29 protein-coding genes are annotated in these 26,587 nt (G+C 61.2%); 11 read left to right on the top strand and 18 right to left on the bottom strand.

Features of this window, described 5'->3' with window-relative positions; genetic code table 11:
• Positions 1–12 precede the first annotated feature (12 nt).
• Positions 13–186 carry a hypothetical protein gene (locus RL_RS40165; protein ID WP_003540843.1) on the bottom strand — a complete coding sequence of 58 codons (174 nt, stop codon included), beginning with the start codon at positions 184–186 and terminating at the stop codon, positions 13–15.
• Between the two features lie 344 nt (positions 187–530).
• A complete protein-coding gene (locus tag RL_RS15440) occupies positions 531–1,742 on the bottom strand; it encodes an argininosuccinate synthase (RefSeq protein ID WP_011652504.1) in 1,212 nt (403 codons plus the stop codon).
• Between the two features lie 124 nt (positions 1,743–1,866).
• Between RL_RS15440 and RL_RS15435 the strand changes: the two genes are divergently transcribed.
• Positions 1,867–2,334: an Lrp/AsnC family transcriptional regulator gene (locus RL_RS15435; protein WP_011652503.1), complete on the top strand. Its 468-nt coding sequence runs from the start codon at positions 1,867–1,869 to the stop codon at positions 2,332–2,334.
• 196 nt (positions 2,335–2,530) lie between these two features.
• Here the strand turns inward: RL_RS15435 and RL_RS15430 are convergent, their stop codons facing one another.
• Positions 2,531–3,343: a hypothetical protein gene (locus RL_RS15430; RefSeq protein WP_041936373.1), complete on the bottom strand. Its 813-nt coding sequence runs from the start codon at positions 3,341–3,343 to the stop codon at positions 2,531–2,533.
• 146 nt (positions 3,344–3,489) lie between these two features.
• Here RL_RS15430 and RL_RS15425 point away from each other — a divergent pair, with 146 nt between their 5' ends.
• The gene (locus RL_RS15425) at positions 3,490–4,365 is read left to right on the top strand and encodes a bifunctional helix-turn-helix transcriptional regulator/GNAT family N-acetyltransferase (protein WP_011652501.1); all 876 of its coding nucleotides are present in this window, start codon (positions 3,490–3,492) and stop codon (positions 4,363–4,365) included.
• Between the two features lie 149 nt (positions 4,366–4,514).
• Here the strand turns inward: RL_RS15425 and RL_RS15420 are convergent, their stop codons facing one another.
• The gene (locus tag RL_RS15420; RefSeq protein WP_011652500.1) at positions 4,515–5,546 is read right to left on the bottom strand and encodes an aldo/keto reductase; all 1,032 of its coding nucleotides are present in this window, start codon (positions 5,544–5,546) and stop codon (positions 4,515–4,517) included.
• Positions 5,547–5,680: 134 nt separating this feature from the next.
• On the opposite strand from RL_RS15420, the gene RL_RS15415 reads away from it, so the two are divergent.
• A complete protein-coding gene (locus tag RL_RS15415; protein ID WP_028741047.1) occupies positions 5,681–6,301 on the top strand; it encodes a TetR/AcrR family transcriptional regulator in 621 nt (206 codons plus the stop codon).
• Positions 6,302–6,370: 69 nt separating this feature from the next.
• Here the strand turns inward: RL_RS15415 and RL_RS15410 are convergent, their stop codons facing one another.
• The gene (locus tag RL_RS15410; protein ID WP_011652498.1) at positions 6,371–7,024 is read right to left on the bottom strand and encodes an O-methyltransferase; all 654 of its coding nucleotides are present in this window, start codon (positions 7,022–7,024) and stop codon (positions 6,371–6,373) included.
• Between the two features lie 88 nt (positions 7,025–7,112).
• On the opposite strand from RL_RS15410, the gene RL_RS15405 reads away from it, so the two are divergent.
• Positions 7,113–7,757: a TetR family transcriptional regulator gene (locus RL_RS15405; RefSeq protein WP_011652497.1), complete on the top strand. Its 645-nt coding sequence runs from the start codon at positions 7,113–7,115 to the stop codon at positions 7,755–7,757.
• Between the two features lie 181 nt (positions 7,758–7,938).
• On the opposite strand, the gene RL_RS15400 is transcribed toward RL_RS15405, so the two are convergent.
• Positions 7,939–8,580 carry a dihydrofolate reductase family protein gene (locus RL_RS15400; protein ID WP_011652496.1) on the bottom strand — a complete coding sequence of 214 codons (642 nt, stop codon included), beginning with the start codon at positions 8,578–8,580 and terminating at the stop codon, positions 7,939–7,941.
• Positions 8,581–8,670: 90 nt separating this feature from the next.
• On the opposite strand from RL_RS15400, the gene RL_RS15395 reads away from it, so the two are divergent.
• Positions 8,671–9,192 carry a winged helix-turn-helix transcriptional regulator gene (locus RL_RS15395; RefSeq protein ID WP_028741050.1) on the top strand — a complete coding sequence of 174 codons (522 nt, stop codon included), beginning with the start codon at positions 8,671–8,673 and terminating at the stop codon, positions 9,190–9,192.
• A gap of 21 nt (positions 9,193–9,213) precedes the next feature.
• Here RL_RS15395 and RL_RS15390 read toward each other — a convergent pair whose 3' ends face one another.
• The 3 genes from RL_RS15390 to RL_RS15380 are packed head-to-tail and all read right to left on the bottom strand — an operon-like array spanning position 9,214 to position 11,818.
• Positions 9,214–10,017, bottom strand: a complete 804-nt coding sequence (locus RL_RS15390; protein ID WP_041936372.1) for an ABC transporter permease — start codon at positions 10,015–10,017, stop codon at positions 9,214–9,216.
• A gap of 2 nt (positions 10,018–10,019) precedes the next feature.
• Positions 10,020–10,820 (bottom strand): ABC transporter permease, encoded by an 801-nt coding sequence (locus RL_RS15385; protein ID WP_011652493.1) that lies wholly within the window; start codon positions 10,818–10,820, stop codon positions 10,020–10,022.
• Positions 10,817–11,818 carry an ABC transporter ATP-binding protein gene (locus RL_RS15380; protein WP_011652492.1) on the bottom strand — a complete coding sequence of 334 codons (1,002 nt, stop codon included), beginning with the start codon at positions 11,816–11,818 and terminating at the stop codon, positions 10,817–10,819. Before RL_RS15380 ends, RL_RS15385 begins: the two co-directional genes overlap by 4 nt.
• A gap of 162 nt (positions 11,819–11,980) precedes the next feature.
• Here RL_RS15380 and RL_RS15375 point away from each other — a divergent pair, with 162 nt between their 5' ends.
• Positions 11,981–12,523, top strand: a complete 543-nt coding sequence (locus RL_RS15375; RefSeq protein WP_011652491.1) for an NADPH-dependent FMN reductase — start codon at positions 11,981–11,983, stop codon at positions 12,521–12,523.
• Between the two features lie 15 nt (positions 12,524–12,538).
• On the opposite strand, the gene RL_RS40160 is transcribed toward RL_RS15375, so the two are convergent.
• Complete coding sequence (locus RL_RS40160) at positions 12,539–12,685, bottom strand: hypothetical protein (RefSeq protein ID WP_165422417.1); 147 nt, start codon at positions 12,683–12,685, stop codon at positions 12,539–12,541.
• Positions 12,686–12,824: 139 nt separating this feature from the next.
• Here RL_RS40160 and RL_RS15370 point away from each other — a divergent pair, with 139 nt between their 5' ends.
• The 3 genes from RL_RS15370 (at position 12,825) to RL_RS15360 (ending at position 15,961) form a co-directional block, all read left to right on the top strand.
• Complete coding sequence (locus tag RL_RS15370) at positions 12,825–13,496, top strand: response regulator transcription factor (protein ID WP_011652490.1); 672 nt, start codon at positions 12,825–12,827, stop codon at positions 13,494–13,496.
• Positions 13,496–14,857 carry a sensor histidine kinase gene (locus RL_RS15365; RefSeq protein ID WP_011652489.1) on the top strand — a complete coding sequence of 454 codons (1,362 nt, stop codon included), beginning with the start codon at positions 13,496–13,498 and terminating at the stop codon, positions 14,855–14,857. Before RL_RS15370 ends, RL_RS15365 begins: the two co-directional genes overlap by 1 nt.
• Positions 14,858–15,061: 204 nt before the next feature.
• Positions 15,062–15,961 (top strand): DUF3313 domain-containing protein, encoded by a 900-nt coding sequence (locus RL_RS15360; protein WP_011652488.1) that lies wholly within the window; start codon positions 15,062–15,064, stop codon positions 15,959–15,961.
• Positions 15,962–16,310: 349 nt separating this feature from the next.
• Here the strand turns inward: RL_RS15360 and RL_RS15355 are convergent, their stop codons facing one another.
• From RL_RS15355 to RL_RS15340, 4 genes are all read right to left on the bottom strand, one after another.
• Positions 16,311–16,790, bottom strand: a complete 480-nt coding sequence (locus RL_RS15355) for a BA14K family protein (protein ID WP_011652487.1) — start codon at positions 16,788–16,790, stop codon at positions 16,311–16,313.
• A 461-nt stretch (positions 16,791–17,251) separates the two neighbouring features.
• Entirely contained in the window at positions 17,252–17,461 is a 210-nt protein-coding gene (locus RL_RS40385; RefSeq protein ID WP_028741058.1) for a hypothetical protein, read from the bottom strand.
• 196 nt (positions 17,462–17,657) lie between these two features.
• The gene (locus RL_RS15345) at positions 17,658–17,939 is read right to left on the bottom strand and encodes a hypothetical protein (protein ID WP_041936371.1); all 282 of its coding nucleotides are present in this window, start codon (positions 17,937–17,939) and stop codon (positions 17,658–17,660) included.
• Positions 17,940–17,982: 43 nt separating this feature from the next.
• A complete protein-coding gene (locus RL_RS15340; RefSeq protein WP_011652485.1) occupies positions 17,983–18,819 on the bottom strand; it encodes an alpha/beta fold hydrolase in 837 nt (278 codons plus the stop codon).
• A gap of 592 nt (positions 18,820–19,411) precedes the next feature.
• Here RL_RS15340 and RL_RS15335 point away from each other — a divergent pair.
• Positions 19,412–20,368 carry a S1C family serine protease gene (locus RL_RS15335; protein ID WP_011652484.1) on the top strand — a complete coding sequence of 319 codons (957 nt, stop codon included), beginning with the start codon at positions 19,412–19,414 and terminating at the stop codon, positions 20,366–20,368.
• A gap of 37 nt (positions 20,369–20,405) precedes the next feature.
• Here the strand turns inward: RL_RS15335 and dusA are convergent, their stop codons facing one another.
• The 3 genes from dusA to RL_RS15320 all read right to left on the bottom strand — a co-directional run bounded on the left by dusA (position 20,406) and on the right by RL_RS15320 (position 23,039).
• Positions 20,406–21,407: a tRNA dihydrouridine(20/20a) synthase DusA gene (dusA, locus tag RL_RS15330; protein ID WP_011652483.1), complete on the bottom strand. Its 1,002-nt coding sequence runs from the start codon at positions 21,405–21,407 to the stop codon at positions 20,406–20,408.
• A gap of 184 nt (positions 21,408–21,591) precedes the next feature.
• Positions 21,592–21,804: a cold-shock protein gene (locus RL_RS15325; protein WP_003540801.1), complete on the bottom strand. Its 213-nt coding sequence runs from the start codon at positions 21,802–21,804 to the stop codon at positions 21,592–21,594.
• 767 nt (positions 21,805–22,571) lie between these two features.
• Positions 22,572–23,039: a DUF3828 domain-containing protein gene (locus tag RL_RS15320; protein WP_011652482.1), complete on the bottom strand. Its 468-nt coding sequence runs from the start codon at positions 23,037–23,039 to the stop codon at positions 22,572–22,574.
• A 180-nt stretch (positions 23,040–23,219) separates the two neighbouring features.
• Here RL_RS15320 and RL_RS15315 point away from each other — a divergent pair, with 180 nt between their 5' ends.
• A complete protein-coding gene (locus tag RL_RS15315) occupies positions 23,220–23,531 on the top strand; it encodes a putative quinol monooxygenase (protein WP_011652481.1) in 312 nt (103 codons plus the stop codon).
• An 85-nt stretch (positions 23,532–23,616) separates the two neighbouring features.
• On the opposite strand, the gene RL_RS15310 is transcribed toward RL_RS15315, so the two are convergent.
• Positions 23,617–26,406: a cadherin domain-containing protein gene (locus RL_RS15310; RefSeq protein ID WP_011652480.1), complete on the bottom strand. Its 2,790-nt coding sequence runs from the start codon at positions 26,404–26,406 to the stop codon at positions 23,617–23,619.
• Positions 26,407–26,587 lie beyond the last annotated feature (181 nt).

The raw sequence follows: 26,587 nt of genomic DNA, 5'->3' as shown, positions 1-26,587 counted from the left end.
GACGTCTCGGGACTACCAGGCGGTACGGGCGGTGCCGAGCGCGGTCGTATGAGAGGATGAGACCTGGGCGACGTGCGCCTTGAGCGACACGACGCAGTTTCCCGGAACGCTGAGATTGTGCGACGTCAAGTGTTTCAGCAATGTCTCGGCGTCGCGCTTTTCGGTTAGCGGAAATGTCACAGTCATGCGAGTTCTCCAACGAATAAACTGAGCATCTGCACAAATTAATGTCTAAATTCTTTTGCGCTGCAACAAGAAAATTTTAACGATAAAATTAAAATCGATTAGCTTTCAGAGTGGCTATTTTAAAATCGTTTGAAATTGGATTCGGGGCTTCTCCATGGATGCCTGGACTGCTACGGCCAACCGCGAGGGAAGATGCCGTCAATGCGGGCATTGACCTATCCGGCCATTGACCCCCGCAGCTTATTGGGATCCGAACCGCTCGTTTCGTCCGGTTCCTTCCGGTCGAAGTAAAGGCGTTTGGAGCGTCGAGCGTTGAGTGCGCTGGCTGACGTAAGATCGGGCGGTCATCTGCCGTTGCGGGCGGCCCAGCTCCTGAGCCGCAATCCGTTGAGCCTGATGAAACCTTCCGCGTCGTGATGATCGAAGGCGATGGTGCTTTCTTCGAAGGTGACGAGGTCGGCGGAGTAGAGGGAGCAGGGGGAGGCGCGGGAGATAACCGAGGCGCTTCCCTTGTAGAGCCTGAGCGTCACTTCGCCGCTGACGAAAGCCTGGCTGTGGTCGATCAGGGCTTGCAGCATTTCCCGCTCGGGAGCGAACCAGAAACCGTTGTAGATCAGCTCGGCGTAGCGGGGCATGATCTCATCCTTCAGATGGGCGGCGGCGCGGTCGAGCGTGATCGATTCAATGCCGCGATGGGCCGCGAGCAGGATCGTGCCTCCCGGCGTTTCGTATATTCCCCTCGACTTCATGCCGATGAAGCGGTTTTCAACCAGATCGAGCCGCCCGACGCCGTGCCGGCCGCCCAGTCCATTGAGCTCGGTCAGCAATGCGGCTGGCGTCATGGCCTTGCCGTTCACCGAAACCGGATCGCCCCTCTCGAAACCAACGGTGATGATCTCAGGCGTGTCGGGAGCGTCGACGGGATCGACCGTGCGCTGATAGACATGATCGGGCGCGACCTCCGCCGGATTTTCGAGACTCTTGCCTTCGGTCGAGGTGTGCAGCAGGTTGGCATCGATCGAGAACGGCGCCTCGCCGCGCTTGTCGCTGGGCACCGGGATCCGATGCTTTTCGGCATATTCCGAAAGCTGTAAGCGGGAGCGGATGTTCCATTGGCGCCAGGGAGCAATGACCTTAATCGACGGGTCGAGCGCATTGACGGCCAGCTCGAACCGGATCTGATCATTGCCCTTGCCGGTCGCGCCGTGGGCAACGGCGTCGGCGCCAACCTCCCGGGCTATGCCGACCAGATGCTTGGCAATCAGCGGCCGTGCGATGGAACTGCCCAGCAGGTACTGCCCCTCATAGAGCGCGTTCGCCCGCAGCATCGGAAAGACGAAGTCGCTGACGAACTCCTCGCGCAGATCGACGATACGGATGTCCTTGACCCCTGACATCTCCGCCTTGGCGCGCGCCGGCTCGAGCTCCTCGCCCTGGCCGAGATCGGCGGTGAACGTCACCACCTCGCATCCGTAGGTTTCCTGCAACCATTTGAGGATGATCGAGGTATCCAGCCCACCCGAATAAGAAAGCACAATTTTCTCTATCTTCGTCATTTACCCATCTCCATCTCGATGCTGGAACGATAGGCCAAGCTCTGCGCAATGAGCTTGCGAAGCATCTGTAAAATTGCGAAAGTTTGGCATATCATGCCATTCCAGCATGAATAGGAGCTATGAAATGCCAGTCATCCTGGATCCGATCGACCGCCATATCCTGCGCGTACTTCAGCGTGACGGGCGTATTTCGAATGTCGATCTGGCGAGGGAGGTAGGGCTGTCGCCGTCACCGTGCCTGCGTCGCGTCCGGTTGCTGGAAGAGGCTGGGATCATCGATCGCTACGTTGCCGTGCTGGACCCTGCAAAGGTCGGGGCGGGACTGACGGTTCTTGCCCGCGTCTGGTTCAAGACCCAGGATGCTGAGGTCACGCTCCGCTTCGCCGAAGCCGTCAGGCGGTTTCCCGAGGTGATGGAATGCTATCTGACGACAGGAGAATGTGATGCCGTGCTTCGGATCGTCACCGCCGATCTGCATAGCTACTGGCGTTTTCAGGCCGATCACCTGACGCGCATTCCGAGCGTCCTCAGCGTCAAGACCGACGTGCCGATGGAGACGCTGAAGCGAAGCTTCGAGCTGCCGTTGAGATAGGCTTCGTGCTCGATCCCTATCCCGAGGGAGAGGTGTTCCGGTTCCTTACCAGCCAGACCAGGCCTGTGACCAGGAGCAGCATCATCACGGCATGGGTGATGTAATCGAGCGTGGTTTGCGGGCCGACGCCGATGGCGATGGTAAAGGCGCCGACGAGGGTGCCGAGGAGGGCGAAGGACTGGGCGGGGCGAGAGGATCACTCGACCTGGATATGAATATGGTCATCGTGGCGGGCTGCGCGGCAGCCTTGAAAGCGGACATGGCTGTCGGTGATGCCGAGCGCGTTCTTCAGATGCGGCTCGATGAAGATCTTCTGCAGGCCGAAGCGCGCAACGCCTTCGCTCGTCAGCCAGCCGATCGCTGCCGATGTGCGCTGCTCCTCGATCCGATAGGCCGGAAACAGAGGCTGCAGCGCATCGAAGTTCCAGCGGGTGGTGAGCCAGTCGTTGCGCCCTTCGCATGGCAGTTCGTCGCCGGGGGCGGGTTGCTCGAAGGCGAAGTAGCCGATCGGGGAGCGGGTGGCGCCATTCAGGAAGGCACCGTCGGCATCCTTGTAATAATAGGCGAAGTCTAGCTTTTTGCCATCGGCATGCGACAGATGCGGCAGCAGCGGAAAGCCGTTCAAGAAGGGGAAATTCGCATCCAGCGCGACGGTGACGGTTCCGGGGAATTCCTTGTCAATGTGGGCGGCAAGCGCCTTTGCCAGATCGCGCACGTCTGGGGTGACGTAGTTGCGGTTCAGTAGGCAATAGATCGGGGAGCGGACCACGAGCCTGTCTGCAGCGTCGGCGACGCAGGAGAGGGGAACCCGCCCGAAGATCGGCGCGGCGAGGCTCGCGGTAAAGGTGGCGCCGGCATAACAAAGCAGAAAGATTGCAAACTTTGCCGGAAGCCGCCGCAAGCCCCAGCCGCGCGATGCGGCCAGCGCTACGAGATAGGCGATGCCGCCGATCTGCGTCAGCAGCGTCAGGATGAGAACGATCAGGGCGTGAAGGGCATAACGGAACACGGGAGGGGCCTTGGGGGTGCTGTCATTCCCATAGGCGAGGGGATGGTGGCGCGCAAGGCGGATGGCGGGGAATGCGTGGCTCATTTGCACGCCCCCTGGAATGCTTTGAATTGACAGGATCAATTATCTGACTAAAGTCAGACAATATGACCTACGATCCTGTCTCTCGCGTCCGTCGCTTCAACCGTGCCGTCACCTCCGAAGTCGGCGCTCTCGATACGTCTTTCCTCGGACGCGGCCGTCCGTTGGGTGCTGCCCGCGTCCTCAATTCGATCGGCCGGGGACAAACGGATGTTGCGGTGATCCGCGATTATCTCGGTCTCGACTCGGGGCTGATGAGCCGTCTGCTGCGCAGTCTGGAAGAGGAGGGTCTCATCGAGACGGTGCCGAACCCTCAGGACGCGCGTCGCCGCGTTGCCAGGCTGACCGAAACCGGCCGTTGCGAGTTTCAGGCTTATGAAGCGCTTTCCAATGCGCAGGCGAAATCGTTTCTGGCGCGCCATCGCCGCCCGGACGAACTGCTGCGCGCCATGGATATCGTCGCTTCTTCGCTGAGGCGTGAGCAGATCGTGCTCGAGGAGAAAGACCCGCGGCACGAGGACGCCAGCTATTGTCTCCGCGAATACTATGGCGAACTCGCACGCCGCTTCGAGAAGGGTTTCGATGTATCGCTTTCTCGCGATCCTGACGCCATGGATATGATCCGTCCGCGCGGTGCGTTCCTGGTGGCGATGTCGGATGGCCTGCCGATCGGCTGTGTCGGGCTGAAGGGCAATGGCGGCGAGGTCGCGGAGATCAAAAGGCTCTGGGTCGCCCCGTCCGCGCGTGGCCTTGGGCTCGCAACACGCCTTATGACGGCCGCCGAGAACATCGCCCGCGAGTTATCCATCAAGCTCCTGCGTCTGGATACGAATAGCGCGCTACCCGAGGCAACACAGCTTTATCGCGGAACTGGCTGGAGTGAGATCGACCGTTTCAATGACGACCCATACCCGGACACGTTCTTTGAGAAACGCCTTTAAGCTCTCTTCCTGTGACGAGCACGGGAATGAGGGAGGTAAGGGGGTCGCCGCTGCCCGGCCCTTCGCATGGCTCAGGGCGTTCGGCCCTGCGATCGATTCACTGGATCGATCGCTCCTGCTTCGCAGGACCGGGCCTCACCCCCTGCCGGTCAGGCGGCGAAGCGCTCCGTTATCGGGCGGCGGCGCAGGTTCGGCTGTGTTACCGCAGGTGGGTTATAGGCCGCCTCCAAAGGGCCGGTGTCGGTGCCGGGCGGGACGATCGCGTCGATCCGGTCGAGGATTTCGTCCGTCAAGCTCACCCCGGCGCCGGCAAGCAGATCGTCGAAGTGCTCCATCGTGCGCGGGCCGATGATCGCCGAGGTGACGGCGGGATGGGCGATGGTGAAGGCCATCGCCATGTGCGCCAGCGAAAGCCCCGCCTGCTGCGCGAGCGAGATGAGCCGTTCGACCGCGTCCAGCCGGCGCTCGTCGTTCATCTGCCTGGGGAAACGTTTGGCGCGGGCGCTGTCGGGTTGCGGGGCGCCCTTGCGGTATTTGCCGGTGAGCATGCCCATCGCCAGCGGGCTCCACACCATCGCGCCCATTCCGTAACGCTCGCAGGCGGGCAGCACTTCGCGTTCGATGCTGCGATTGAGGATCGAATAGGGCGGCTGCTCGGCGCGGAAGCGCGCCAGCCCGCGGCGCTCGGAAACCCATTGCGCCTCGACAATTTCCGAGACGGGGAAGGTCGACGATCCCACGGCGCGCACCTTGCCCGCCCGTATCAGGTCGGTGAGGGCCGATAGCGTTTCCTCGATGTCGGTGTCGGGTGCCGGCCGATGGATCAGATAGAGATCGATATGGTCGGTCTGCAGGCGACGGAGCGAATCCTCGATCGCCCGCGTCAACCAGCGGCGTGAATTGCCCTGCCGGTTCGGGTCGTCGCCCATCGGCAGATGTGCCTTGGTGGCGAGCACGACGTCGTCGCGCCGGCCCTTGAGCGCCTTGCCGACGATCTCCTCGGATTCGCCGCGGCTGTAGATATCGGCGGTGTCGATGAAGTTGATGCCGGCATCGAGCGCTTTGTGGATGATCCGGAGCGAATCTACGTGGTCAGGATTGCCGGCGGCGCCAAACATCATCGCGCCGAGGCAATAGGGGCTGACCTTGATGCCGGTTCTTCCAAGCGTGCGGTATTGCATGGTCTGTTCCTTTTATTGGGAGGCGAACTTCGTGCGCATCGATGTGGCCAACACCGTCGCGCTGTGTTAATTTGCATAAACGGAACCGTATTCCGTTTATATACGGAACAATGTTCCGTTTTGCAAGTGAGTGAATGATGAGCGATGAGAGAAATGAGCATGAGGACGGATTGAAGCCCGGGGAACGGGCGGACAGGCGTGTGCGCGCCGACGCCAAGCGCAATCTCGACGGGCTGCTTCAGGCGGCATTGACGGTGTTTGCGACCTCCGGCGTCGATGCCCCGGTGCGTGAGATTGCGGAGAAGGCCGGCGTCGGCATCGGCACCGTCTATCGGCATTTTCCCGAGCGTTCCGACCTCGTCGTTGCCGTCTTCCGCCGCGAAATCGACGCCTGCGCCGACGCCGCGCCGATCCTTGCCGCCGAACATGCGCCGGGCGAAGCGCTAGCCAGATGGATGCAGCGTTTCGTGGATTTCATCGCGGCCAAGCGCGGGCTTGCGGCGGCCCTGCACTCTGGCAACCCAGCCTTCGATGCCTTGCCCGCCTATTTCCAGCAGCGGCTGCAGCCGGCCCTTCGCTCGCTTCTCGACGCCGCCGCTGCCGCCGGCGAGGTCCGCACCGATATCGCCGCCGAGGATCTTTTGAATGCGGCCGCAAGCCTCAGCATGCACGCCTACGCCCAAGGGTCCGAACATGCGCGGCGCATGGTGTCCCTGCTGGTCGACGGGCTGCGTTACGGCGCTGTACAGCGGTGAAGCCCCGACAATGAAACGGGCCGTTGCCCGGCCGGCACGCGTGCTCGGCCGGGCAACGAGCCGGCGTCATCAGGCCCGCATCGACAGCTCGATGTCCTCTTCGAATGGTGTCGAGAGGTAGCCGGCCGCGGGCGAGCGTACGCGGGCAAGATATTCCGGGCAGAGGTCGGCATTGTCGGCGATGACGAGGGCGCCAGGCCTCAGGCGGTCTTCCACCAGTTCCAGAATATCGCGATAGAGCGCCTTGGCGCCATCGAGGAACAGCAGGTCGATCGTTTCCGGGAGATCCGTGCTCAGGGTCTCAAGGGCATCGCCTTCGCGGATCTCGACGAGATCGATGAGGCCGCCGGCCGTCAGGTTGGCGCGGGCGCGAGCCAGCTTCGACGGCTCGAACTCGCTGGTGATAAGCCGGCCGCCGCCATTGTCGCGCAGCGCGGCTGCGAGATGGAGGGTCGAGATGCCGAAGGATGTGCCGAATTCGACAATCGTTCGTGCGCGGCTGCTTCGCGCCAGCATGTAGAGCAGTACGCCGGCCTCCCTGGAGACGGGAAGCCAGAGATCCTTCAGGCGCCCGTAAAGGTCGAGATATTCGGTCTTGCTGCCGATCAGGCGCATTCGCTCATCACCCGACAGGGCCGACATTGCAGGGCTCGTTGCCGCTTCAGCCTCCTCGAACAGGCCGTCGAGCAGGGGCACCAGCGGGGCGGTGGTCAGTGTCGTCATGTAAAATCTCCTTGGTGACAGGTTCTTGTGTGGAGCGAAAAATACGAGTAATTCGTCGCATCTGCTATTCGCATTGCGGAGCGCCGCCATGATCGATCGTCCAAGGGCCCGGATTTCCTCACGAAAACAGCCCAAGCAGGCCCGATCCAACGAGCTCGTGGCGGCGATCCTGGATGCCGCTGCTCAGGTTTTGGCGCGGGAAGGCGCCCAGCGCTTCACGACGGCGCGGGTGGCCGAAAGGGCAGGCGTCAGCATCGGATCGCTCTACCAATATTTCCCCAACAAGGCAGCGATCCTCTTCCGGCTGCAGAGCGACGAATGGCGGCAGACGACGGACATGCTCGGCGGCATCCTCGCCGATGCGCAAGGGCCGCCGCTCGAACGGCTGCGCCGCCTCGTCCATGCCTTTCTTCGCTCGGAGTGCGACGAGGCAGCGATGCGCGTGGCGCTCCATGATGCCGCGCCCCTTTATCGCGATGCACCGGAGGCGCAGGCGGCGAGGGCATCGGGAGACCGCATCGTCGATGTGTTCATGCAGGAAGTGCTGCCTTGCGCCCCGGAGGCGATCCGGGCGCTCGCCGGCGATTTGATCACCACGACGCTCGGCACGGTGGGCAAGCAGTTCTCGGAGTCTCCGCGGAGCCTTGCCGAGATCGACGCCTATGCCGACGCCATGGCCGATATGTTCTGCGCCTACCTTGAACGGCTTGGGTTTGGCCAGGACCGAGCATAACGTTCCCGGCGGCAGACCCGCTTCGTCCTTCGAAGCCCCTCAGGATGAGGCTCTGCGCTGATGCTTATCGGCGGTGACGCAACGGGGCGGCAACCGAAAGCGCGGCATCCTCAACATCTGTCATTGGAGGGCGCCTCGGCTTCGATGAATGGATGTCGAGTCCTAGTCCCGAAGGGCTCGTTTATTTCGCCAGCACGATATGCGTGGCGTGTTCGGTTGCGACATGCTCGGCGACGCGAAAGCCGAGGGCCGGAAGATCGATGCCTGCAAACATCGCCTCGCCCTTGCCGAGCACGACGGGCGAGATGGCGAAATGCAGTTCGTCGATCAGGCCGGCCTGCAGATACTGACGGACGGTGCTGACGCCGCCGCCGATTTTCACATCCTTGCCGCCGGCCGCGGCCTTCGCCTTGTCAAGCGCTTCCTCGACGCCGCCGGTAACGAAGTGAAACGTCGTGCCACCCTCCATGACGATCGGTTCGCGGGGATAATGCGTGAGGATATAGGTCGGTGCATGATAGGGCAGGTTCGGTCCCCACCAGCCCTTCCAGGCATTATCCGGCCAATCGCCGCGGATAGGGCCGAACATGTTGCGTCCGAGAATGAAGGCGCCGAAATTGGCCATACCGCGGGCTGCATAACCCTCGTCGACGCCTTCAGAACCGCCGTCCTTTCCGATCATCGCGCGGAAGGTGCGGGTGCGGAAAAACCATTCGAACATCTCCGTTCCCCGCTTGCCCATCGGATCGGTCATGCTTTGCTCCGGCCCGGCGCCGAAACCATCCACGGAAAGGGAAAATGCTGCGACACGCACCTTGGACATGCTGCTCTCCTCCACCTGATTGCAGACCGAAACTAGTTGCGCTGTCGCATAAGCGATCCTATATTGCAACCAGTTTTAAGGAGAGAATTCGTGGATATTGAACTGCGGTCGGGCTGCCCGATCAATCTGACGATGGAAGTGCTGGGCGATCGGTGGAGCCTCATCATCATCAGGGACATCATGTTCGGCAACCGCCGCCATTTCCGCGATCTTCTGACCCATTCGGAGGAGGGGATTGCCTCCAACATTCTGGCCGCCCGGCTGAAGCGTCTGCTCTCGCTCGGATTCATCAGCAAGCGGGACGACCCGAGCCACAGCCAGAAAGCGATCTACAGCCTCATGGAACCAGCGATCCAGCTCGTGCCGGTCTTTGCCATGATCGGCGCCTGGGGGCGGCGGCATCTGCCTGTGAGCGAGGAACTGAGCATTCGCGCGCAGCTTCTCGAAGAAGGCGGGCCGCCGCTATGGGACGAATTCATGGAGGATCTCCGGCAGATCCACATTGTCGACCCGATCGGTGGCGCCAACGGTACATGCACCTCACCCGTACTGGCCAAGCTGACGGCTGCGTTCCTCGAGGTCCGCGCGAGATCGTTGTCGCAGGCATCCTGATATAGAGGGAGGTCCGCTCGATCAGCCGCCGGCACCCTGGTACTTGCCGGTGGCATACCGCCAGTAGGCGATTGATATCAACACCCAGATCGGGCCGGCCACAAGAGATGCAGGCCCGGCCCAGTCCCCGAGGATCGGGATGGGTTTGCCGAGCAGGGCGCCGACGGGGACCGAACTGCTGAGAGCCAGCGGGACCGCGGTGATGAGGATGGTCTGGATGCCGCCCGGAAAAATATTGAGCGGGTAGCGCGTCAATTCCCAAAAGCCGAAGAAGATCGAGAACAGATGGTTGGACCGCACCCAGATCAATGCCGTGGCGCCGATCATGGTGATGAGCGCACCCGTCAGCAGCGTCGCGCTGATAAGCGCAGCAATGAAGAATGACGCGGACAAGACCGACCAGGTGAAGTCGACGGACAGAACGGCCCAAGCCATCAGCGCCACTGCGAGGATGACGTGGCCGGCATAGCCGATATTAAGGCCGGAAAAGACCAGATAGGCCCAGGGGCTGAAAGGCTTGACCAACAGTGTGTCGTAAGTGCCGAGCCGCACCAGTTCTTCGAGCTCGCGCAACTGCACGAAGCTCATCGCAGCGCCGAGCGAATAAGCGAGCAGCTGGAAGCTGAACAGCAGCGCAAGCTCCGGCCAGCTCCAGCCGCCGAGGGTGTCGAAGCGGGCAAGCAGGATGCCGATGGTGGCGAAGACGCTGCCATAGGAAAGGATCTGCGCAAGACGGTCGAGCCAGAAAGCGCCGCGATATTCCATCTTGGAGCGGACATGCATCCGGACCAGCAGCGGAAGGACCCGCAGGTGATGAACAAGCACGATCAACCTCCCTGCACGGTGATGCGGCCGGAGGCACAGCGCCACAGCCAGAGGACGCCGGCAAGGAACAACGCGGCCCAGGCAAGGCCCAGGCCGAGATGGAGCCAGACATCGGCCGTGGAAAGCCTGCCGAGATAGACCGCATTGGGATAATAGACCACCCAGGCGAAGGGCAGGTGGCGGGCAATCGTGGCCAGCGGTTCGGGGAAGAACCAGAACGGTATCAGCAGGCCCGAGAATAATTGCAGCAGGGCGCCCAGGATCCAGTCCAGCGAGAAACTCGTCATCAGCCAGAAGGCGACGAGGCCGAAGAGCGCCGACATCAGGAACAGCAGCGTAAAGGATAGCGCCCAGAAGGCGATGAACATCAGGCCATCGAACAGGCTTGCCGGCGGCAGCATACCGTAAAACAACGCGGTGAAGGCGATGGTCGGAATGACCTGGGTCATCAGGCGATAACCGAAGCTGCCGCATTCGTTGGCGAAGAGATAGAGCGGATAGGACAAGGGCTTGAGCAGCCAAACCGCGATATCGCCTGTTTTGAGCGACCGGCCGATCTCGCCGATGATCCTTTCAGGGCGGGTAGCGCCCATCACCGCGCCGCCGAGCAGGGCATAGGTCACCATCTGCTGCAGGGAGACGCCGTCGACCACGATTGCGCTGACGCCGGCATAGGCCGCCTGCCAGATGGCGACCCGCGCGAAAACCTGCACGAGTTTGCCGAAGATGTTGGCCCATACTTCGTTGCGGTAGGCGAGCTGCGAATGGAAGGAGCTGCGCGCGAAGGCGAAATAGGCGCTCATGATGCCAGAGCCTTGGCATTGCGCCGCTGGTAGAAGGTGCGGATGACCTCTTCGATGTCGGGCTCCTGCAGCGCCACATCCTTGAGGCCGCGCCCGCTGCCGACCTCCGACAGGATTGCGACCAGCGAGATGTCTTCACGCTCGATGAGATAGTTCTTGCGCAAGCCTTCATCGCTGACGAGAGCCGCGGTGCGCAATGGCAGCGGTCCGGGGTCGCTGGCAAATTCGAGTGTCAGCCGCCGAGCCGAGCCCAATGCCGCGCGCAGGCTTTTCAACTCACCGTCGAAGATGAGCCTGCTATGATCGACCATGATCAGCCGCGGGCAGATGGATTCGATGTCCTGCAGGTCATGAGTGGTGAGGATGATGGTGACGCCGCGCTCACGGTTGATCTCGGAGAGAAAACGCCGCACGGCATCCTTGGCGACCACATCAAGCCCGATGGTCGGCTCGTCCAGAAAGAGGATCTTGGGGTCGTGCAGCAGCGACATGACGATCTCGGCGCGCATGCGCTGACCGAGGCTGAGCTGGCGCACCGCCCGGTCGAGAAAGGGCGTCAAGTCCAGTAACTCGCTGAAGCGTCGGAGATTATCCGCATAACGCGCGACGGGGATGTCGTAGATACGCTGATGCAAGGTAAAACTGTCGACCAGCGGCAGGTCCCACCACAGCTGGCTGCGCTGGCCGAAAACGACGCCGATCTCGCGGGCATTGTCCATCCGCCGCAGATGCGGTGTCCGGCCGAGGACCGAGAGCGTGCCGTCGCTCGGCACCAGGATGCCGGTCATCATCTTGATCATCGTCGATTTGCCGGCGCCATTCGGGCCGAGATAGCCAACGGCTTCGCCCGCCGCGATGTCGAAACCGATGTCGGAAACGGCCAGAACCTCCGTATATTCGTTGGTCACCAGAGTCTTCAGCGCGCCCAGCAGGCCCGGAAATCGCTTGTGCTGCCGGAAGCGTTTGCTGACGCCCCGCGCCTCGATCAAAGCCGACATGTGTATTTCCTCAAGGGGTAATTCCAGCCGATTCGGCAGCAGCATCCAGGCTAACGCGGGGCTCGGCCAGTTCAAGCAAAAGTCGCTTTTTTGGCGCTACTCAATCGCGCCTGCGTAGCCTTTTGCGTTGACAGCCATGATCGATCGATTCCTGGTAGGATCATGAAGATTCTCGCAATATCCGGCAGCGCCCGGCGCAATTCCACCAATACGGCCATGCTGCAGGCTGTCCGCGCCGTTGCGCCAGGTGAGATCGAGATTTCGATCTTCGACGGCGTGGGGCGGTTGCCGGTATTCTCGCCTGACCTCGAGGGAGAATCTCTGCCGGAGGTCGTGCGGAATCTCATCGATGTGATCGCTCAGAGTGACGGGGTGATCATTGCCAGCCCGGAATATGTCCGATCTATCCCGGGCGGCCTCAAGAACGCGATCGATTGGCTCGTGTCAGGAGATGATATCGTCCACAAGCCGATCGCCCTGCTGCACGCATCGCATCGCGGCGATGACATGCTGGCGGGCCTTCGCACCGTTCTTGCGACCATCACCGACCGGTTCGCGGGCGATATTTTCCTTAGGCTTCCTCTGATGAAACTGGAGCCGGCCGACGTGCTCAAGGCCGTCGAGGCAGCGGAGAACCGTTCCAGGGTGCAGGCCTATCTTCAGGCATTCTCGGCCTATTGCATGGCAGACAGTAAGACCGCCTGAGGTTCGCTCGCTGCATCATCGGACGTCCATCAGCAGGCCGTTCTCGAATGCCGTCTTTTCGTGAAGCATGTGCAGAATGACGAGCGGGGCTGCGAGCAGCGCGGCAAGGATGAAGGCAGAGAGGAAGTGTCTCGTCAGGAGACGGAGGATAGGTCGGATCATCTTGATCTCCAGCTGCCGCGAATATTCTTTGTGCTGGACCTCAACAATTGCGACAGCATGACCGGCTGCCTTGCAAGCTCCGCAATGCTGCCGCAACCCTTGTGGCGGACAGAGGGGAGAGCGAGACAATGGACGGGCGATGCGGATACTGTTGATAGAGGATGAGAGGGAGTTGGCCGAGGCGCTCTCGGCTGCACTCGGCAAACATGGGATCGTCACCGACCACACGGTGCATCTGGTCGATGCGGTCGAGCTGACGCGGCAGAACCTCTACGATGCGATTCTACTCGACCGGCGCCTGCCTGACGGGGAGGGGCTGAGTTTCATTCCGGAACTCAGGCGGACGGGAAAGGATACGCCGATCATCGTGCTGACGGCGCGCAACGAACCGAAGGAGCGGATCGAAGGCCTCGACCTCGGGGCGGACGACTATCTCGGCAAGCCGTTCCTGGTCGAAGAGCTGATGGCGCGGCTCAGGGCCGTGTTACGGCGATCGCCCGAACTGGCCGAACTCAAGATCACGGCCGGACGGATGGTGATCGACCCGCTGCATCTGAGTGTCACCGTCGATGCCGTGCCGCTGGACCTGCCCCGGCGCGAACTTCTGGTGCTGGCGGCACTCGCAAGGCGCAAGGAGCAGACCGTGCTGCGCTCGACGCTGGAGGCGGCGGTTTATAACTACGAGGAGGAAATCCAGTCGAATGCACTCGACGCGCATATTTCGCGCCTGCGCAAGCGGCTGATCGATGTCGGCGCCGGCGTCGCGATCCATAATATCCGCGGCGTCGGTTACCTCATGAAGGAAGAATGATGGCCAAGGCGCAATACGCCAATCCGTCGCTTTGGTGGCGGCTCAGCTGGCAGCTGAGTCTCGTATTCGTTGCCGTGGTGGCGGCTGTCATCGTCGGGCTCTGCGTCTACGGCGCGATGATCCTCTCGCCCAATGTGGGCACGGAGGATAAGCTTACCGCGGTGCTCGACGAAGCGCTGGGGCGGGAGGCTGACGGCAGGCTGGTGATTATCGACAGCCCGCGTCTGAGGTCGCTCAAGGCGGAAGCTGAAAGACTCTGGTTCATCGTTGCGGACCAGGATGGGCGGACGGTCTCATACGGCGCGATCCCCGAGGCTTATCGCGGGCTTGCCGACTATATCCGCCTCATCAAGGAGGGCGACATTCGCGGTGCCAGGGAGACGGAGGAGAGCGCGTCGATCGACGCTATCGAAACGCGGCTAGGCGCCTTCAGGGTGATGTATGGTGGAAATCCGAGCAGGAGTTCGACCTTCCTGACCATGCTGATTGAGACCTATCCCATCTACATACCGCTGCTTGCGGTCGCCCTGCCGGCTGTCTTCCTCGCCGTGCCGCGGATCGTCGGACGTGCGCTCCGGGGGATCAGCGACGTTGCGCGCGAGGCGGCCGAGATCGAGCCGCTCCGGCAGGGCGCGCGCCTTCCTGTGAACGGCATTCCCCGGGAAGTGTCGCCATTGGTGACCGCCTTTAACGGCGCGCTGGAGCGGCTGGAGACTGAATTCCGCAAACGCCAGCGCTTCCTGATAGACGCGGCGCATGAGCTAAGGACGCCGATCGCCATCATGCAGACGCGCATCGACGGCATGCCTGATGGCCGAGAGCGGCAGCGACTGCTCGACGACGTTGCGCGGCTGGCCGAGGCGGCCGAACAATTGCTCGATTTCGAGCGCAACGACCAAGCGGCGGATCTCGACGAAATAGTTGATCTGGTCGACATCGCCCGCACCGTGGTCGCGGACCTCGCGCCGCTGGCGATCACCGCCGGCTACCAGATCTGCTTTCAAAGCAAGGTGGAGAGCCTTGAACGCCGGGGCAGCCCTTCCGCTCTGCCGCGGGCGGTGAGCAACTTGGTACGCAACGCCATCGACCACGGCGGCAACAGCGGCATGATCACGGTGTCGGTCTCGGCTTCTGGGGCGGGGCGGATCAGCGTTGCCGACGAAGGGCCGGGCATTCCGGCCGAACACCGGCAGCTGGTTTTCGAGCCCTTCTACCGCGTCACCCCGAAGAGCAGGGGCGCCGGTCTCGGCCTCAGCCTCGTCAAGCAAGTCGCCGCAAACCATGGCGGCGGGGTCAGCATCGAGAGCAGTGCTGCCGGGACGCGGGTGACGATCGAACTCGCATCGGTCAGGCCTGCTTGAGCAGCATCCGTCCTTGGAGCTTTTCTCGGTTCTGAGCAGGAAAGGCGCTGGGAAGCGAACTGTAATGTTGCGGCAATTGTCGACCGGCAATTTCGCCCGACACTAGAGCGCCGCGCGTCCGACAGGACGCGCCAAGGACGCTCTAGCGTTTTAAACCTGCGCATAACACTTTCCGAAAATCGATTTCGATTTTCGGAAAGGATTATGCGCTATCGGCGACGGAGGCCAGACAGCGTGCGCAGCAATCCATTCCTATTTTCCTTCCCTGTGGCGTCGAGAGGCTTGTCCCTCGCTCTGCCGGTGGCGCTCGCCATGGCCGTGGCCGGGTGCAGCTCGGTGCCGCTAAAGGAGGCCGGCACGCTCTCCTCCTATGGCAATCTCGGCGCGCCGAAGGGCAAGCTGTCGAAATCGCGCGTCTATGTCGATGGGACGCGCCTTAGTCCGGCAAAGACGGTCAGCATCGTGCCGACGACCTTCGCTTTCAACGCCGCGACCCGCGTCAAATCGAACGCCGACCGCGTGATGGTGGCGAACGCTCTGGACCGGGCGCTCTGCATTTCGCTCAGCGACAAATACCAACTGGTCTCTGCCGGGCAGCCGGCGGATCTGACGATCCGCTCGGTCGTCACCGACATTGTGCCGACCAACAAGGCGATGGCGGGTGTTTCGACCGTCGTGACCGTTGGCACCGGTTTCGTGCTGCCGGTCAGCGTGCCGCGGCTGCCGGCCGGCCTCGGCGGACTGGCGGTCGAGGCGGAAGCCGTCGATAGCGGTGGCGTGCAGCGGGCGGCGATCGTCTGGTCGCGCGGGGCAAACTCGCTGCAGAACAGCCCCCGCGTTTCCGAAGTCGGCGACGCCTATAGCCTGGCTTCGAAATTCAGCAGCGAGTTTTCCCGCATGCTGATCAAAGGCAAAGAGCCGAAAGGACTGGATATCTCGCTGCCCTCGGGGCAGCGGATGAAATCCTGGCTCGGCGGAAAACCGAAATACGCCGCCTGCGACGCGTTCGGCCGGCCGCCCGGACTGATGGGGGCGGTAGCCGCCAAATACGGCGCGCCGCCGCAATGGACCGAGAAGAAGCCGAAACCAGCGGCGACCTATTGAGAGACGATGCGCGGCGGCGACTGCCGCCGCGACCAGCACTCAGCCCGCCCCAGGCTGACGGGACGGACGGAGCAAAGGCAGGCAAGGCTTGTGCTCCGTCCGTCTGGAAATCCGTCGCGCTTCACGCCAGCCGGCGGCTCCGGGATTCAGCCAGAAATACAGTTTGATCTGATCGGCTTTGCTGGATCTCCAGATGTCATGTCGCACCCAGTTTCGTGTCGCCTGCCGACAAATCTTGGCCGCGCAGACAAGCACGACCAACCGGCGATTGGAAGCCGTGCAACGGGGTTTCGGCCATCAAAAAAGCCCCGCATCTTCATGCGAGGCTTGCTCCGATGGATGGGCCTGATTACTGGCACTGGCGGCGCGGGCCGTAATTCGGCTGGTAGGTATTGTCATAGGCGCGGTAGGACCGATAGCGGCTGTAGCAATAGTCGGCATGCGAACTATAGGCACGCGTGCGCGGCTGAGAAGCGATGATGCTGCCGATGATGGCGCCGGCGGCCAGGCCGCCGATGATGGCGCCGCTGTTGTCGTGGTTGCGATACCGGCGATCGTAGCGCCGATCCCAGCCATAGCGGTCGTCGCGGTAGTGGTCCCGGTTGCGGTAGTGGTGGCGGTCGCGGTAGTGCCTGCGGTTTTCGCCATAGCGTGAGCAGACGATGGAGTACCTGCTGCAGCCGACAGTGATGATCCGGGCATCGGTATTTTGCGGCGCCGACTGGACAGCCGATTGCACCGGGCTCGGCACAAAGGCCGGGCGGGCCGAGGCCGGCATTCCGGAGAAGGCAGTCGCTATCGATAGGGCAATAATGGCGAATCTGTTCATTTCACTCACATTGGGTCAACGAATGTTCGAGGATATAACGCGGCGGGGGAGATAAAGTTTCATTTTTGGATCGAGGCGATGGGCTTATACAGAAGGGCTGCACATCATTCACGGACGACCGGATCGGCCGGCCCTGGGTTATCTCGCGCGCTCCAGCGCAGCCGTAGGCCACCGTGCCGAATTAGGGTGAGCAGACGAATGCGAAATTCTCACCCGCTGGCGATGCCTTCCTGTTCAACGGACTACATTGCGCGTCATGACGTCAGTGACCCTGGGTTACCGAAAGCCGTTAGCTGCTGCATCATTTGATGATTGCGGTCATCTGATATCTGTCCGAAGCGTCATTCCGAGCTGTGCAGACAGGTCAATGCGAAGTCCTGATGACCCAGGAAAGCGCCTCTTTCGATCCGCAGGGAGAGAAGGAAAGGCTGCAGGTCGCTTGATCCTTCGCGCTAGCAGGCTCACCTTCCGCCGGCCAACAATCGGAGCTGGCTTTCGTCATGCACACCTTGGCGGTAAAGCTCGATGATGAGGGCGCCAAGACGCTCAGCTTCCTTGCTGGATCTGTCGATCTTTAGCCCGCTACAGAGAGCTTCGTGGACACGCCTGCAAACATCGAGGTCCTCGGAGGCGAGCGGTTCGTCACGTGTGCTGAACAGCTTGTCTGACATCGCAATCTGCCCTTTTTGGATGCCGTGAATCGCTTTTGTGAAAAAAAGATAGTTTCGCGATCTTTGCTCTGCAAGACGGGCGAAGGTCCGAAATTCAAAAACAATTCGGGGCACGCACGGGAAGATGCGGGCGAGGGCGGCTGGGCATGGATATGAGACCGATCTGTGTGTCGGCTCGATGGATAGCGTGCACGTGCTACTTGATTGCGGGGCCTTTGGGGTCTTGCTGGGACAGGCGCAGCTCTTTCAGCCGCTTGGTTTTTTCCCGGCGGGCCCGCTGCTCCGCCTCGATGGTTTCCTTGGCGGCGCGCTCGGTGTTTTCGAAACGATCCTGCCGGTAAGCCTTTGATGAGGGTTCACGTTCTCTTTTCATGGCCGCTAAACGCAAATCGGCGAAAACGGTTTCATGGGAAAATGCATAACTGGCCGTCAATCGATCGACGTGGCCAGAACGCCGGCGCGTAGAATGGTAAGCCATCGTCGCAACCGGGCGCCTGATCGGCGCCCGGCAACATCACGGGTCAGCCTTTGATGAAGGCCAGGATGTCGGGGTTTATGATGTCTGCGTGGGTGGTGCACATACCATGCGGGAATTTCTCGTAGACCTTCAGCGTGGCGTTCTGCAGGAGCTTGGACGAGAGCAGGGCAGAGTCAGCGATCGGCACGATCTGGTCGTCATCGCCGTGCATGACGAAGGTCGGCACGGTGATGATCTTCAGGTCTTCGGTGAAGTCGGTTTCGGAGAAGGCCTTGATGCCGTCGTAATGCGCCTTGGCGCCGCCGATCATGCCCTGACGCCACCAATTGTTGATGACCGGTTCCAGGACCTTCGCGCCCGGCCGGTTGAAGCTGTAGAACGGGCCGGCCGGCAGATCGTGATAAAACTGCGCGCGATTGTCGGCGAGCTGCTTGCGCAGGCCATCGAAGACTTCGATCGGCAGGCCGCCGGGATTGGCTTCCGTCTTCACCATGAGTGGCGGCACGGCGCCGATGATGACGAGTTTGGCGACGCGGCCCTGCGGCTGGCCATGGCGGGCGACATAATGGGTCGCTTCGCCGCCGCCGGTGGAGTGGCCGACATGGACGGTGTTCCTGAGATCGAGATGCTCGACGACGGCTGCGGCATCGGCAGCGTAATGGTCCATATCATGGCCGTCACCCACCTGGGTGGAGCGGCCGTGGCCGCGCCGATCATGGGCGACGACGCGGTAGCCCTTCTCGAGGAAGTACAGCATCTGGGCGTCCCAGTCGTCGGAGCATAGCGGCCAGCCGTGATGGAACATAATCGGTTGGGCGCTCTTCGGCCCCCAATCCTTGTAGAAGATTTCGACGCCGTCCTTGGTGGTAACCGTGCTCATCTCTGGGCTCCGTTGGTTGGGGTTGGTTGGATTAATGCGGTCAGAAGTTTGCGCCGTTGCCGGCAGAATTGACAAGGCCACGAGCGCCGTTGGGCCGGAGGCTAGGGCAAGAAGGTCGCGCCTGATCAACCCGAGTATGTTGATGTGCTTATTGAATATCTCTTTTTATTCCGCTGATATGACAGAAGTTTGTATGTCTCCATGAGATGGGTGTAGCACCCGCCCATTTCGCTGACGCGAGGGGCCTGAGTGATCCTCGCCAGGCTGCTTCGCGCTGCGAACATTCTTTTAATCCACGGTATCTCGCCTGTCGGCCACCTCAGGCCAGTTCGTCATGGGCGAGACGCGCGTCTGTAATGAGCCATTTTTTTAATATTCGTTCAATATATCCGTCCGGGTAGTTCAATATATCTGTCCGGCGTAGGTGTGTTCCCGTTCTGCCGCCGCGTGCATGCCGCTGCTGGCGCTCACTTGAACGCGGTTCATCGCCCAACCATCTAATCCTCATACAACAGCGCCATGGCGGACCGTCGCAACCGCGACGGCTTCGCCGGCGGCGGGACGGCCGTTACTGCCGCCTGAGGATTAAATAATGGGTTACATGGACAAGCAGATAGTGCCTCAGAATGATGAGGCGCTGATCGATGCCTATTCGCAATCGATCGCAGCAGCAGTCGACACGGTCGGGCCAGCAGTCAGCCGGATCGAGAGGGTGGGAGGTCGGCAGGGGCACGGGTCGGGCTTCGCCATCTCGCCTGATGGTCTGATCATCACCAACAACCATGTCGTCGATGATGCCAAGGTCGTCCGCATCACCACGCCCGACGGCTTCGTCACCGAGGGCCGGGTGCTCGGCCGCGATGTGGATACCGATATCGCCCTCATTCGCGCCAATACGAGCACCGGCGCCTGGGCGAAGCTCGGAGACTCTCAGCACTTGCGCAGGGGCCATATCGCGATCGCGATCGGAAACCCGCTCGGCTTCGAATGGACGGTTACCGCCGGCATCGTCTCGGCGCTCGGCCGGTCGATGCGGGCAGCCAGCGGCCGGCTGATGGAAGATGTCATCCAGACCGATGCGGCGCTCAATCCCGGTAACTCGGGCGGGCCGTTGGTGTCGTCAGGCGGGGAGGTCATCGGCGTCAACACCGCCGTCATCCAGGGCGCGCAGAGCATCGCCTTTGCCGTGGCGTCGAATACGGCCAATTTCGTGGTTTCGGAGATTCTGCGCTACGGCCAGGTCCGGCGCGCCTTCATCGGCATAGCAGGCGACACGATCGTGCTGCCCCGCCGGGTGGCGCTTGTGGCCGGCACGGTGCAGACGACCTCCGTGCGCATCCGCCGCGTCGAAGCCGATGGGCCGGCGGCAAAGGGAGGGCTGCAGGAGGGCGATTATATCCTCGCCATCGACGGCAGCCCGGTTGGCGGCGTTGATGATATCGTCCGATTGATGGATGGCAGCAGGATCGGCAGGGATACGGAGATCCTGGTGTTTTCGGTGGCGGGCCGGATCGAGAAGAAGATCTTGCTGCCGATGGCGCGGTCCTGACGCCGCGCTTCAGCGCCATGACAGACCTCACCTTACGTCAGGCGCTGACCGCCTCTTGCTCCGTCCCCGAAAAATCCACCGCCGCAAAAGCTGCGGCCAGTACCTCCGGCCCGGCGCCGCTTTTCGCCGCGTCGGTCGAGAGGATCTGGCGGTAGCGCCTTGCGCCGGGCAGGCCGGTGAAGAGGCCGACCATGTGGCGGGCCACGTGCTGCAGCCGGCCGCCACTGGCGATGTGGCGTTCGGCATAGGCCATCATCCGATCACGCAGCGCTTCCCAGTCCGGCTCGCTCGCCGGGGCGCCGAAGAAGCGCTGGTCGATGTCGGCAAGGATCGCGGCATTCTGGTAGGCGGCGCGGCCGAGCATGACGCCGTCGACATGGGCAAGGTGGGTTGCCGCCTCGTCGAGCGTGCGGATGCCGCCGTTGATGCCGATGAAGACATCGGGCCAGCGCTGTTTCATCCGGTAGACGATCTCGTAGTCGAGCGGCGGGATCTCGCGGTTTTCTTTGGGGCTCAGGCCCTTCAGCCAGGCCTTGCGGGCGTGGATCCAGATCGCGTCGGCACCGGCATCGAGAACACGGGTGATCAGCTCGGGCAGCGCCTGTTCCGGCTCCTGCTCGTCGACGCCGATCCGGCATTTCACCGTCACCGGCACGGTCGCAACCCTTTTCATCGCCGCGATGCATTCGGCCACCATTTCCGGCGTCAGCATCAGGCAGGCGCCGAAGGTGCCCGACTGCACACGGTCGGAGGGGCAGCCGACATTGAGGTTGATCTCGTCATAGAAGTAGGGTTCGGCAATCTTCACCGCCTCGGCAAGCTTTGCCGGGTCCGATCCGCCGAGCTGCAGCGCCAGCGGATGTTCTGCGGCGTCATGGCCAAGCAGCCGGTCGCGCGGGCCGTGGATGATCGCATCGGCCACCACCATCTCGGTATAGAGCAGCGCCTCGCGGCTGATCTGGCGGTGGAAATAGCGGCAATGCCGATCCGTCCAGTCGATCATCGGGGCGACCGCAAAAATCGGCCTCTTCTGCGTCATCGACGTTCCATTGTTCGTTGTTCTCTGGGTACCGCAGTGCGGCGCCGCACCGCCACAGGGGCGGGATCATCCATAAGCGCGCATATAACACTTGCCGGCACGATCGACAAATGATGGCCGCGCCGCAAACAGAAACGGCGCTCCTTGCGGAGCGCCGTTCATGCCGCGTGAGCGGAAGTCTGACTTACGAAGCCGAGATGTTGACAGCCTTCGGGCCCTTGCCCATGCGGTCCGGCTCGGTGTCGAAGGTAACCTGCTGGCCTTCGCGCAGCGACTGGATGCCAGAAGCCTGCAGCGCAGAGATGTGGACGAAAACGTCCTTTGCGCCGCCGTCCGGCGTGATGAAACCAAAACCCTTGTCCTGGTTGAAGAATTTTACGGTGCCCTTGGTGGCCATTGGGATCGTCCTTTTCCCTTAGTCTGTGTAGTATCCGCGCCCCCGAGAGGAAGCGGACGGCTTTAGCTTTCGCCCCGATCGATTGGGACGAAGGGTCAGTCGGAGAAGTCACGTACGGGGAAAGAACGTCTACGTAGGCGGGTAGTCCCGCGCCGCCTTCCAAACGGAAGGGATTACCACATCAGTCCAGTCACCGGCATGCAAATGCCCGAGTAAGTCAATTCGTGCCAGCATTTCGGGCAAAAAGCAAGCGGGATTCTTTTGGCATACCTGCATCGATGTCGGGAAATGCCGAAGATTCAGATACTTGACGATGGGTTAACGGATTCTTGCACGCCTGTGCCATATCGGGATTCCGTGCCGAAACGGGATAGCGGCAGATTCGATAGCCGGGCAGCGATTTGTTCGGGGGCGGTCGGGGCGGCAGGGCACATCGATCAGCCCTTATTCATGGTGAAGAGGATCGCAAAGTCTTCTCTCCGGTGTTCCTCGCGCCGTCTTTGCTCCGCCCTCATCCCGAGGTGCGTAGCCCGCAGGGTGAAGCCTCGAAGGACGGGGGCGGCCACGGCGCCATTGCCTTCGATTTTGCATAGGGGGGCTTTGTGGAATGCAGGTAAGGAGCTTCCACGCCCGCCTTGTGGTTCGAGACGGCCCCTTGGGCCTCCACGCCATGAGGGCTCTCTTTGGCGCCTGCGGCTTTTATCCTAAAGCTAGTGCAATTGTCCGCTCCATCCTCGTCGTAGGCGAGCCCCCCAAAGGCTTCCCACCTACTGCGCATCCCCCAGCAACGCACTCAGGCTCCAAGGATTATTCCCCTTCTGATTGGCGATGTCGTCGACCTTCCAGCCGCCGTTTTCGCGCACCAGAGTATAGAAGAGCGTCACCTCTTCGCCGTTTTCGAACTGCACCTCTACCTCGGCCTTGTCATCCAGCAGGATCGGTTGGCCGATCCTGACGTCGCTGGCGGCGCCGTCCTGACCCGCGATCACGGGATCGAAGTCGATAGCGCCGACATCGCCCTCCGGCGTGTTGTCGAGATCGGTCTGAAGGAGCTCGTTCAGGTGGTCGGAGAAAAACGTCGAATAGGGCGAGGGTGCCTCGGCGTCGCTGTTGTCGGTGTCGTAGCTGTAGAGCGCCTTGAGCAGCGCCTTCGGCGTCTTGTAGGTCGCCGCCGATGCGGGCAAGGCTGCGAGCGCCGAGACGGCGAGGGCGAGGATGATTGTGGGCAGGCGCATGCGAACTCTCCTCGGATGAGCGGTGAATCATAGCGGAATCGGGCGCGGAGGTGGAGCGGCATTTTTGGAGGGGGTTATCAGGTTTGGCGCGGCCATCGGCCGTGTTCCGATGACAAGGCTCCGCACTTGCTTGTGACAGACGCCCGGGCGAGACTTCCAAATCAAGCTGGGGAGGGTGAGATGAAATGCATCGTCGGATTCTTCATGACCAAGCCTGGAAAGCGCCATGCCTATCTGGCCGCGGCTCAGAACCATCTCGAACAGAGCCGGCTCGACCCGGATTGTCTCTATATCGAGCTGGTACCGATGCCCGAGCATCCCGACAAGATCCTGTTGGCCGAGGCCTTCACCAGCGAGGAAGCGCATCGCCGGCACGAGGATACGGACCACATGCGCGAGTTATGGGCCGTCGGCCCGACGCTGCTGTCGCATGTCGTTATCGACAATGTGATTTCCGCTCAGGTGGAGCATATCGACGAGCGGTTTGACTGATGCGTGCCTGATGTCGCGCGGCCACCCATCGGTGGGGCTTGCACGACTGCAAGTCCCACCTCGGTGCCCGGCAATTCTGTCGCGGCTAAATCAACGCCTCATGCGACAAGCTCGAAACCGACAGCTCGAAGACGTCCTTCACGGCCAGCGTGAAATCGTGGCTGGTGACGTTTCCGGCCGCGTCGTAGGCTTCGGCGGTGAAGGTCAGGCTGTGGGTGCTTTCGTAGTCGATCGCCGCCTTGGTCTGGATCTTGTTGCCGACGAGCTTGAAGATGCCGTCGGCATCGTCCGTCAGCCGCCATTTCACCGTGTCGCCTTCCGGATCCTTTGCCGTGAGCAGGCCGACGGAGGTGCCGATCGCGACATTCTCGGAGATCGAGCTGCGCGAGAAGGCGAGATTGGTCGGCGCCTTGTTGACGGGGGCCTCGTTGACGTCGAGCACGTTGATCGTGATGTCCTTTTCGACCGTGACCTTGCCATCCGAAACAGCGACCTTGATCGTGTGTGACTTGGCGGTCTCGTAGTCCAGCGCCTTCGAGGTGACGATGCGGTTGCCATTGATCCGGAAGTGGTCGTTTGCTCCGTCGAGCAGCGAATAAGTGAGCGTGTCGCCATCGGCGTCCTTGGCGCTGAGCAGGCCGACCGTGGTCCAGATCGGGGTGCTCTCCAACAGGGAGGTTTTCGAAAGCTGGATATTGGTTGGGGCGCTGTTGCTGCCGTCGGGCGTGAACTTTCCCTTGGCGAAATCGTAGACGCCGTCGGCAAAACGGGCGAATTCAACATCGGTCAGCGTATCCTTGCCCTCCAGGGCGCTCGTCAGGATGTGGCTGCCATTGTTCAATGCGAAGGTGTATTTGGCGAAATTGCCTGAGAAGACCGCCGTATCGATGCCCGCACCGCCCAAAAGCACGTCGTTGCCGGCGCCGCCTTCGAACCTGTCATTGCCGCCGGTTCCGAAGAAATAGTCGTGGCCGCCGCCGGTCTTGACGTCGATGCCGAAGGCGGTGCCGAAGATGTCGACGTGGCGGTTTGCCAGTTCGTCGGAGAGGTCGGCATGGGCGCTGTCCGTCAATGTCAGCGCCAGGACATCATTCTCGTAGCCCGGCTTGTCGTATTTGACGATCTTGTCGAAGCTTTCGAATTGGGCGGCCGAAGCGAGAACCTCGGCTCCTGCCGTTTCGAGGATTTCGACGTTCTTGATCGTGAAACCGGCAAGCCCCATGGATTCCTGCCCAGGGCCTAAAGTAGGTTTGATGACCTGCAGCGTGTCCGTACCGGCGCCGCCATCGATTACTCCGGAAAGCGCGGAAGAGTGTGACTGCAAGTTGATGGCATCATCGCCATCGCCGGCATCAATATCGAAGGCCTCAGGGGCGGTGGACATATTATCGCCATCGGTGATCTTGTCGTCGCCCGCGCCGCCTTTGATGACGTCATTTCCGACGCCGCCGAAGATCTGATCGTTGCCATCGCCGCCGGTCAATTTGTCGTTGCCGGCATTGCCGTTGATCGTGTCGTTGCCGCCGCTACCATCGAAAATATCGTTGCCGTCGGTTCCCGTAAATATGTCGTCACCGGCGCCAGTCTTGACGTCAATACCGGAGACCGTGCCAAATATACTAGCCCGACTGTTTCCAAGCTCGTCGGAAAGATCGACATGGGCCTTGTCCGTCAATCTCAAGATGGCGATGGAGGAGCCGAAAGCGTCCTTCGTTCCCGAGATTTTGTCAAAGCTTTCTAACTGCGCGGATGAACCGGTAAAGCCATACTCATTCGTTTCAAGAATTTCGAAATTCTTGATCGTCAGCCCGGCTAGCCTGGATACGCGCAGTGTATCAATGCCGGTACCGCCATCGATCGTGCCTGAAAGCCCCTGAGACTGTGTCTGGAGGGTTACGATATCGTTTCCGTCGCCGGCATCGATATTGAAGACTTCTGATGAAAGACTCGAAACATCACCATCGACGATTACGTCGTCGCCCTTGCCACCGATCAACCGGTCATTTCCACCATTGCCGTTGATGTAGTCGTTACCGTCGCCGGCGTCGAAGATGTCGTTGCCGGCAGTTCCGGTGAGAAGGTCGCGAGCGCTCCCGGTCGTGACGTCGATGCCGGAAACGTTAGGGCCGCCAAAGATGTAGTTTAGCTTGCCTGCCAACTCGTCGGAAAGATCGACATGGGCACCGTCTGTCAAGACCAGCTGCACGGAAGAATCGGAGCCGGTACCGATGATTTTATCGAAGGATTCGAATTGTGCCGTCGATGCGGTCACGCTGGATGTCGCAGGCTGGAGAATCTCGACGTTCTTGATCGTCAGGCCTGTCAGATCATTGGCTTGCAGCGTGTCGGTGCCGGCCCCGCCGTCTATCGTTCCCGATATCTTGGCGAAAGAGCCGGTGAACAAAATCACTTTGTCGTTGCCATCGCCGGCATCGATATTGAAGGTTTCAGCGACATCGGAAAAATAATCTCCGTCGCTAATTGTGTCATTACCCGCGCCGCCCTTGAGGACGTCATTGCCGACGCCGCCGTAAATCTCGTCATTGCCATCGCCGCCATTCAGCGTGTCATTGCCTGCTTCACCATTGAGCAAGTCGTTACCGGCGCCGCCGCTCAGCGTGTCTGCGCCACCACCACTCACGATGGTGTCGTTGCCGGCGCCCGTCGTGATCGTATTGGGGCCGCTCGAGCCCCTGACGCTCGCGGAAACCGAGCCCAACTCGTCGGCGAGGTCTGCCACGCTGGAATCTGAGACGGTGAGGGCAACGGCGGAGAGAGGATTAGCGGCGGAGTTACGGATAACATCGTAAGCTTCGAACTCAGCGCCGGTCTTGGTAACTGTGGCGCCGTTCGTGTCCAGAATATTCAAGGCCATATATATCTTTCCCCAAAAGATGCTTTGTACTCGGCAATATGAGACATCCCCGAAACAACTGTTTTATTGCTCGGCGGACGACAACCCTTCGGGGATCTATGCCAATCCCCGATTAAGTTTTCAATGCAAAATTGTGTCTTTTCATTGCTTTTTTAATGAAAAACTAAGGATGAAATACTGG

This window comes from Rhizobium johnstonii 3841, from assembly GCF_000009265.1.
GTDB classification, from domain to species: domain Bacteria; phylum Pseudomonadota; class Alphaproteobacteria; order Rhizobiales; family Rhizobiaceae; genus Rhizobium; species Rhizobium acaciae.
The sequence above is the reverse complement of the archived record's forward strand: the minus strand, read 5'-3'. Positions and strand labels throughout refer to the sequence as shown.

What these genes read in the sequence shown, in the direction of transcription:
- RL_RS40385 (WP_028741058.1), bottom strand. Translation starts at nt 17,461, where the DNA reads ATGTCAGACAAGCTGTTCAGCACACGTGACGAACCGCTCGCCTCCGAG.
- RL_RS15420 (WP_011652500.1), bottom strand. Translation starts at nt 5,546, where the DNA reads ATGCAATACCGCACGCTTGGAAGAACCGGCATCAAGGTCAGCCCCTAT.
- RL_RS15440 (WP_011652504.1), bottom strand. Translation starts at nt 1,742, where the DNA reads ATGACGAAGATAGAGAAAATTGTGCTTTCTTATTCGGGTGGGCTGGAT.
- RL_RS15425 (WP_011652501.1), top strand. Translation starts at nt 3,490, where the DNA reads ATGACCTACGATCCTGTCTCTCGCGTCCGTCGCTTCAACCGTGCCGTC.
- RL_RS15375 (WP_011652491.1), top strand. Translation starts at nt 11,981, where the DNA reads ATGAAGATTCTCGCAATATCCGGCAGCGCCCGGCGCAATTCCACCAAT.
- RL_RS15360 (WP_011652488.1), top strand. Translation starts at nt 15,062, where the DNA reads ATGCGCTATCGGCGACGGAGGCCAGACAGCGTGCGCAGCAATCCATTC.
- RL_RS15340 (WP_011652485.1), bottom strand. Translation starts at nt 18,819, where the DNA reads ATGAGCACGGTTACCACCAAGGACGGCGTCGAAATCTTCTACAAGGAT.
- RL_RS15325 (WP_003540801.1), bottom strand. Translation starts at nt 21,804, where the DNA reads ATGGCCACCAAGGGCACCGTAAAATTCTTCAACCAGGACAAGGGTTTT.
- RL_RS15405 (WP_011652497.1), top strand. Translation starts at nt 7,113, where the DNA reads ATGATCGATCGTCCAAGGGCCCGGATTTCCTCACGAAAACAGCCCAAG.
- RL_RS15345 (WP_041936371.1), bottom strand. Translation starts at nt 17,939, where the DNA reads ATGGCTTACCATTCTACGCGCCGGCGTTCTGGCCACGTCGATCGATTG.
- RL_RS40165 (WP_003540843.1), bottom strand. Translation starts at nt 186, where the DNA reads ATGACTGTGACATTTCCGCTAACCGAAAAGCGCGACGCCGAGACATTG.
- RL_RS15370 (WP_011652490.1), top strand. Translation starts at nt 12,825, where the DNA reads ATGCGGATACTGTTGATAGAGGATGAGAGGGAGTTGGCCGAGGCGCTC.
- RL_RS15385 (WP_011652493.1), bottom strand. Translation starts at nt 10,820, where the DNA reads ATGAGCGCCTATTTCGCCTTCGCGCGCAGCTCCTTCCATTCGCAGCTC.
- RL_RS15310 (WP_011652480.1), bottom strand. Translation starts at nt 26,406, where the DNA reads ATGGCCTTGAATATTCTGGACACGAACGGCGCCACAGTTACCAAGACC.
- RL_RS15335 (WP_011652484.1), top strand. Translation starts at nt 19,412, where the DNA reads ATGGGTTACATGGACAAGCAGATAGTGCCTCAGAATGATGAGGCGCTG.
- RL_RS15315 (WP_011652481.1), top strand. Translation starts at nt 23,220, where the DNA reads ATGAAATGCATCGTCGGATTCTTCATGACCAAGCCTGGAAAGCGCCAT.
- RL_RS15410 (WP_011652498.1), bottom strand. Translation starts at nt 7,024, where the DNA reads ATGACGACACTGACCACCGCCCCGCTGGTGCCCCTGCTCGACGGCCTG.
- RL_RS15400 (WP_011652496.1), bottom strand. Translation starts at nt 8,580, where the DNA reads ATGTCCAAGGTGCGTGTCGCAGCATTTTCCCTTTCCGTGGATGGTTTC.
- RL_RS15365 (WP_011652489.1), top strand. Translation starts at nt 13,496, where the DNA reads ATGGCCAAGGCGCAATACGCCAATCCGTCGCTTTGGTGGCGGCTCAGC.
- RL_RS40160 (WP_165422417.1), bottom strand. Translation starts at nt 12,685, where the DNA reads ATGATCCGACCTATCCTCCGTCTCCTGACGAGACACTTCCTCTCTGCC.
- RL_RS15380 (WP_011652492.1), bottom strand. Translation starts at nt 11,818, where the DNA reads ATGTCGGCTTTGATCGAGGCGCGGGGCGTCAGCAAACGCTTCCGGCAG.
- RL_RS15320 (WP_011652482.1), bottom strand. Translation starts at nt 23,039, where the DNA reads ATGCGCCTGCCCACAATCATCCTCGCCCTCGCCGTCTCGGCGCTCGCA.
- RL_RS15415 (WP_028741047.1), top strand. Translation starts at nt 5,681, where the DNA reads ATGATGAGCGATGAGAGAAATGAGCATGAGGACGGATTGAAGCCCGGG.
- RL_RS15355 (WP_011652487.1), bottom strand. Translation starts at nt 16,790, where the DNA reads ATGAACAGATTCGCCATTATTGCCCTATCGATAGCGACTGCCTTCTCC.
- dusA (WP_011652483.1), bottom strand. Translation starts at nt 21,407, where the DNA reads ATGACGCAGAAGAGGCCGATTTTTGCGGTCGCCCCGATGATCGACTGG.
- RL_RS15435 (WP_011652503.1), top strand. Translation starts at nt 1,867, where the DNA reads ATGCCAGTCATCCTGGATCCGATCGACCGCCATATCCTGCGCGTACTT.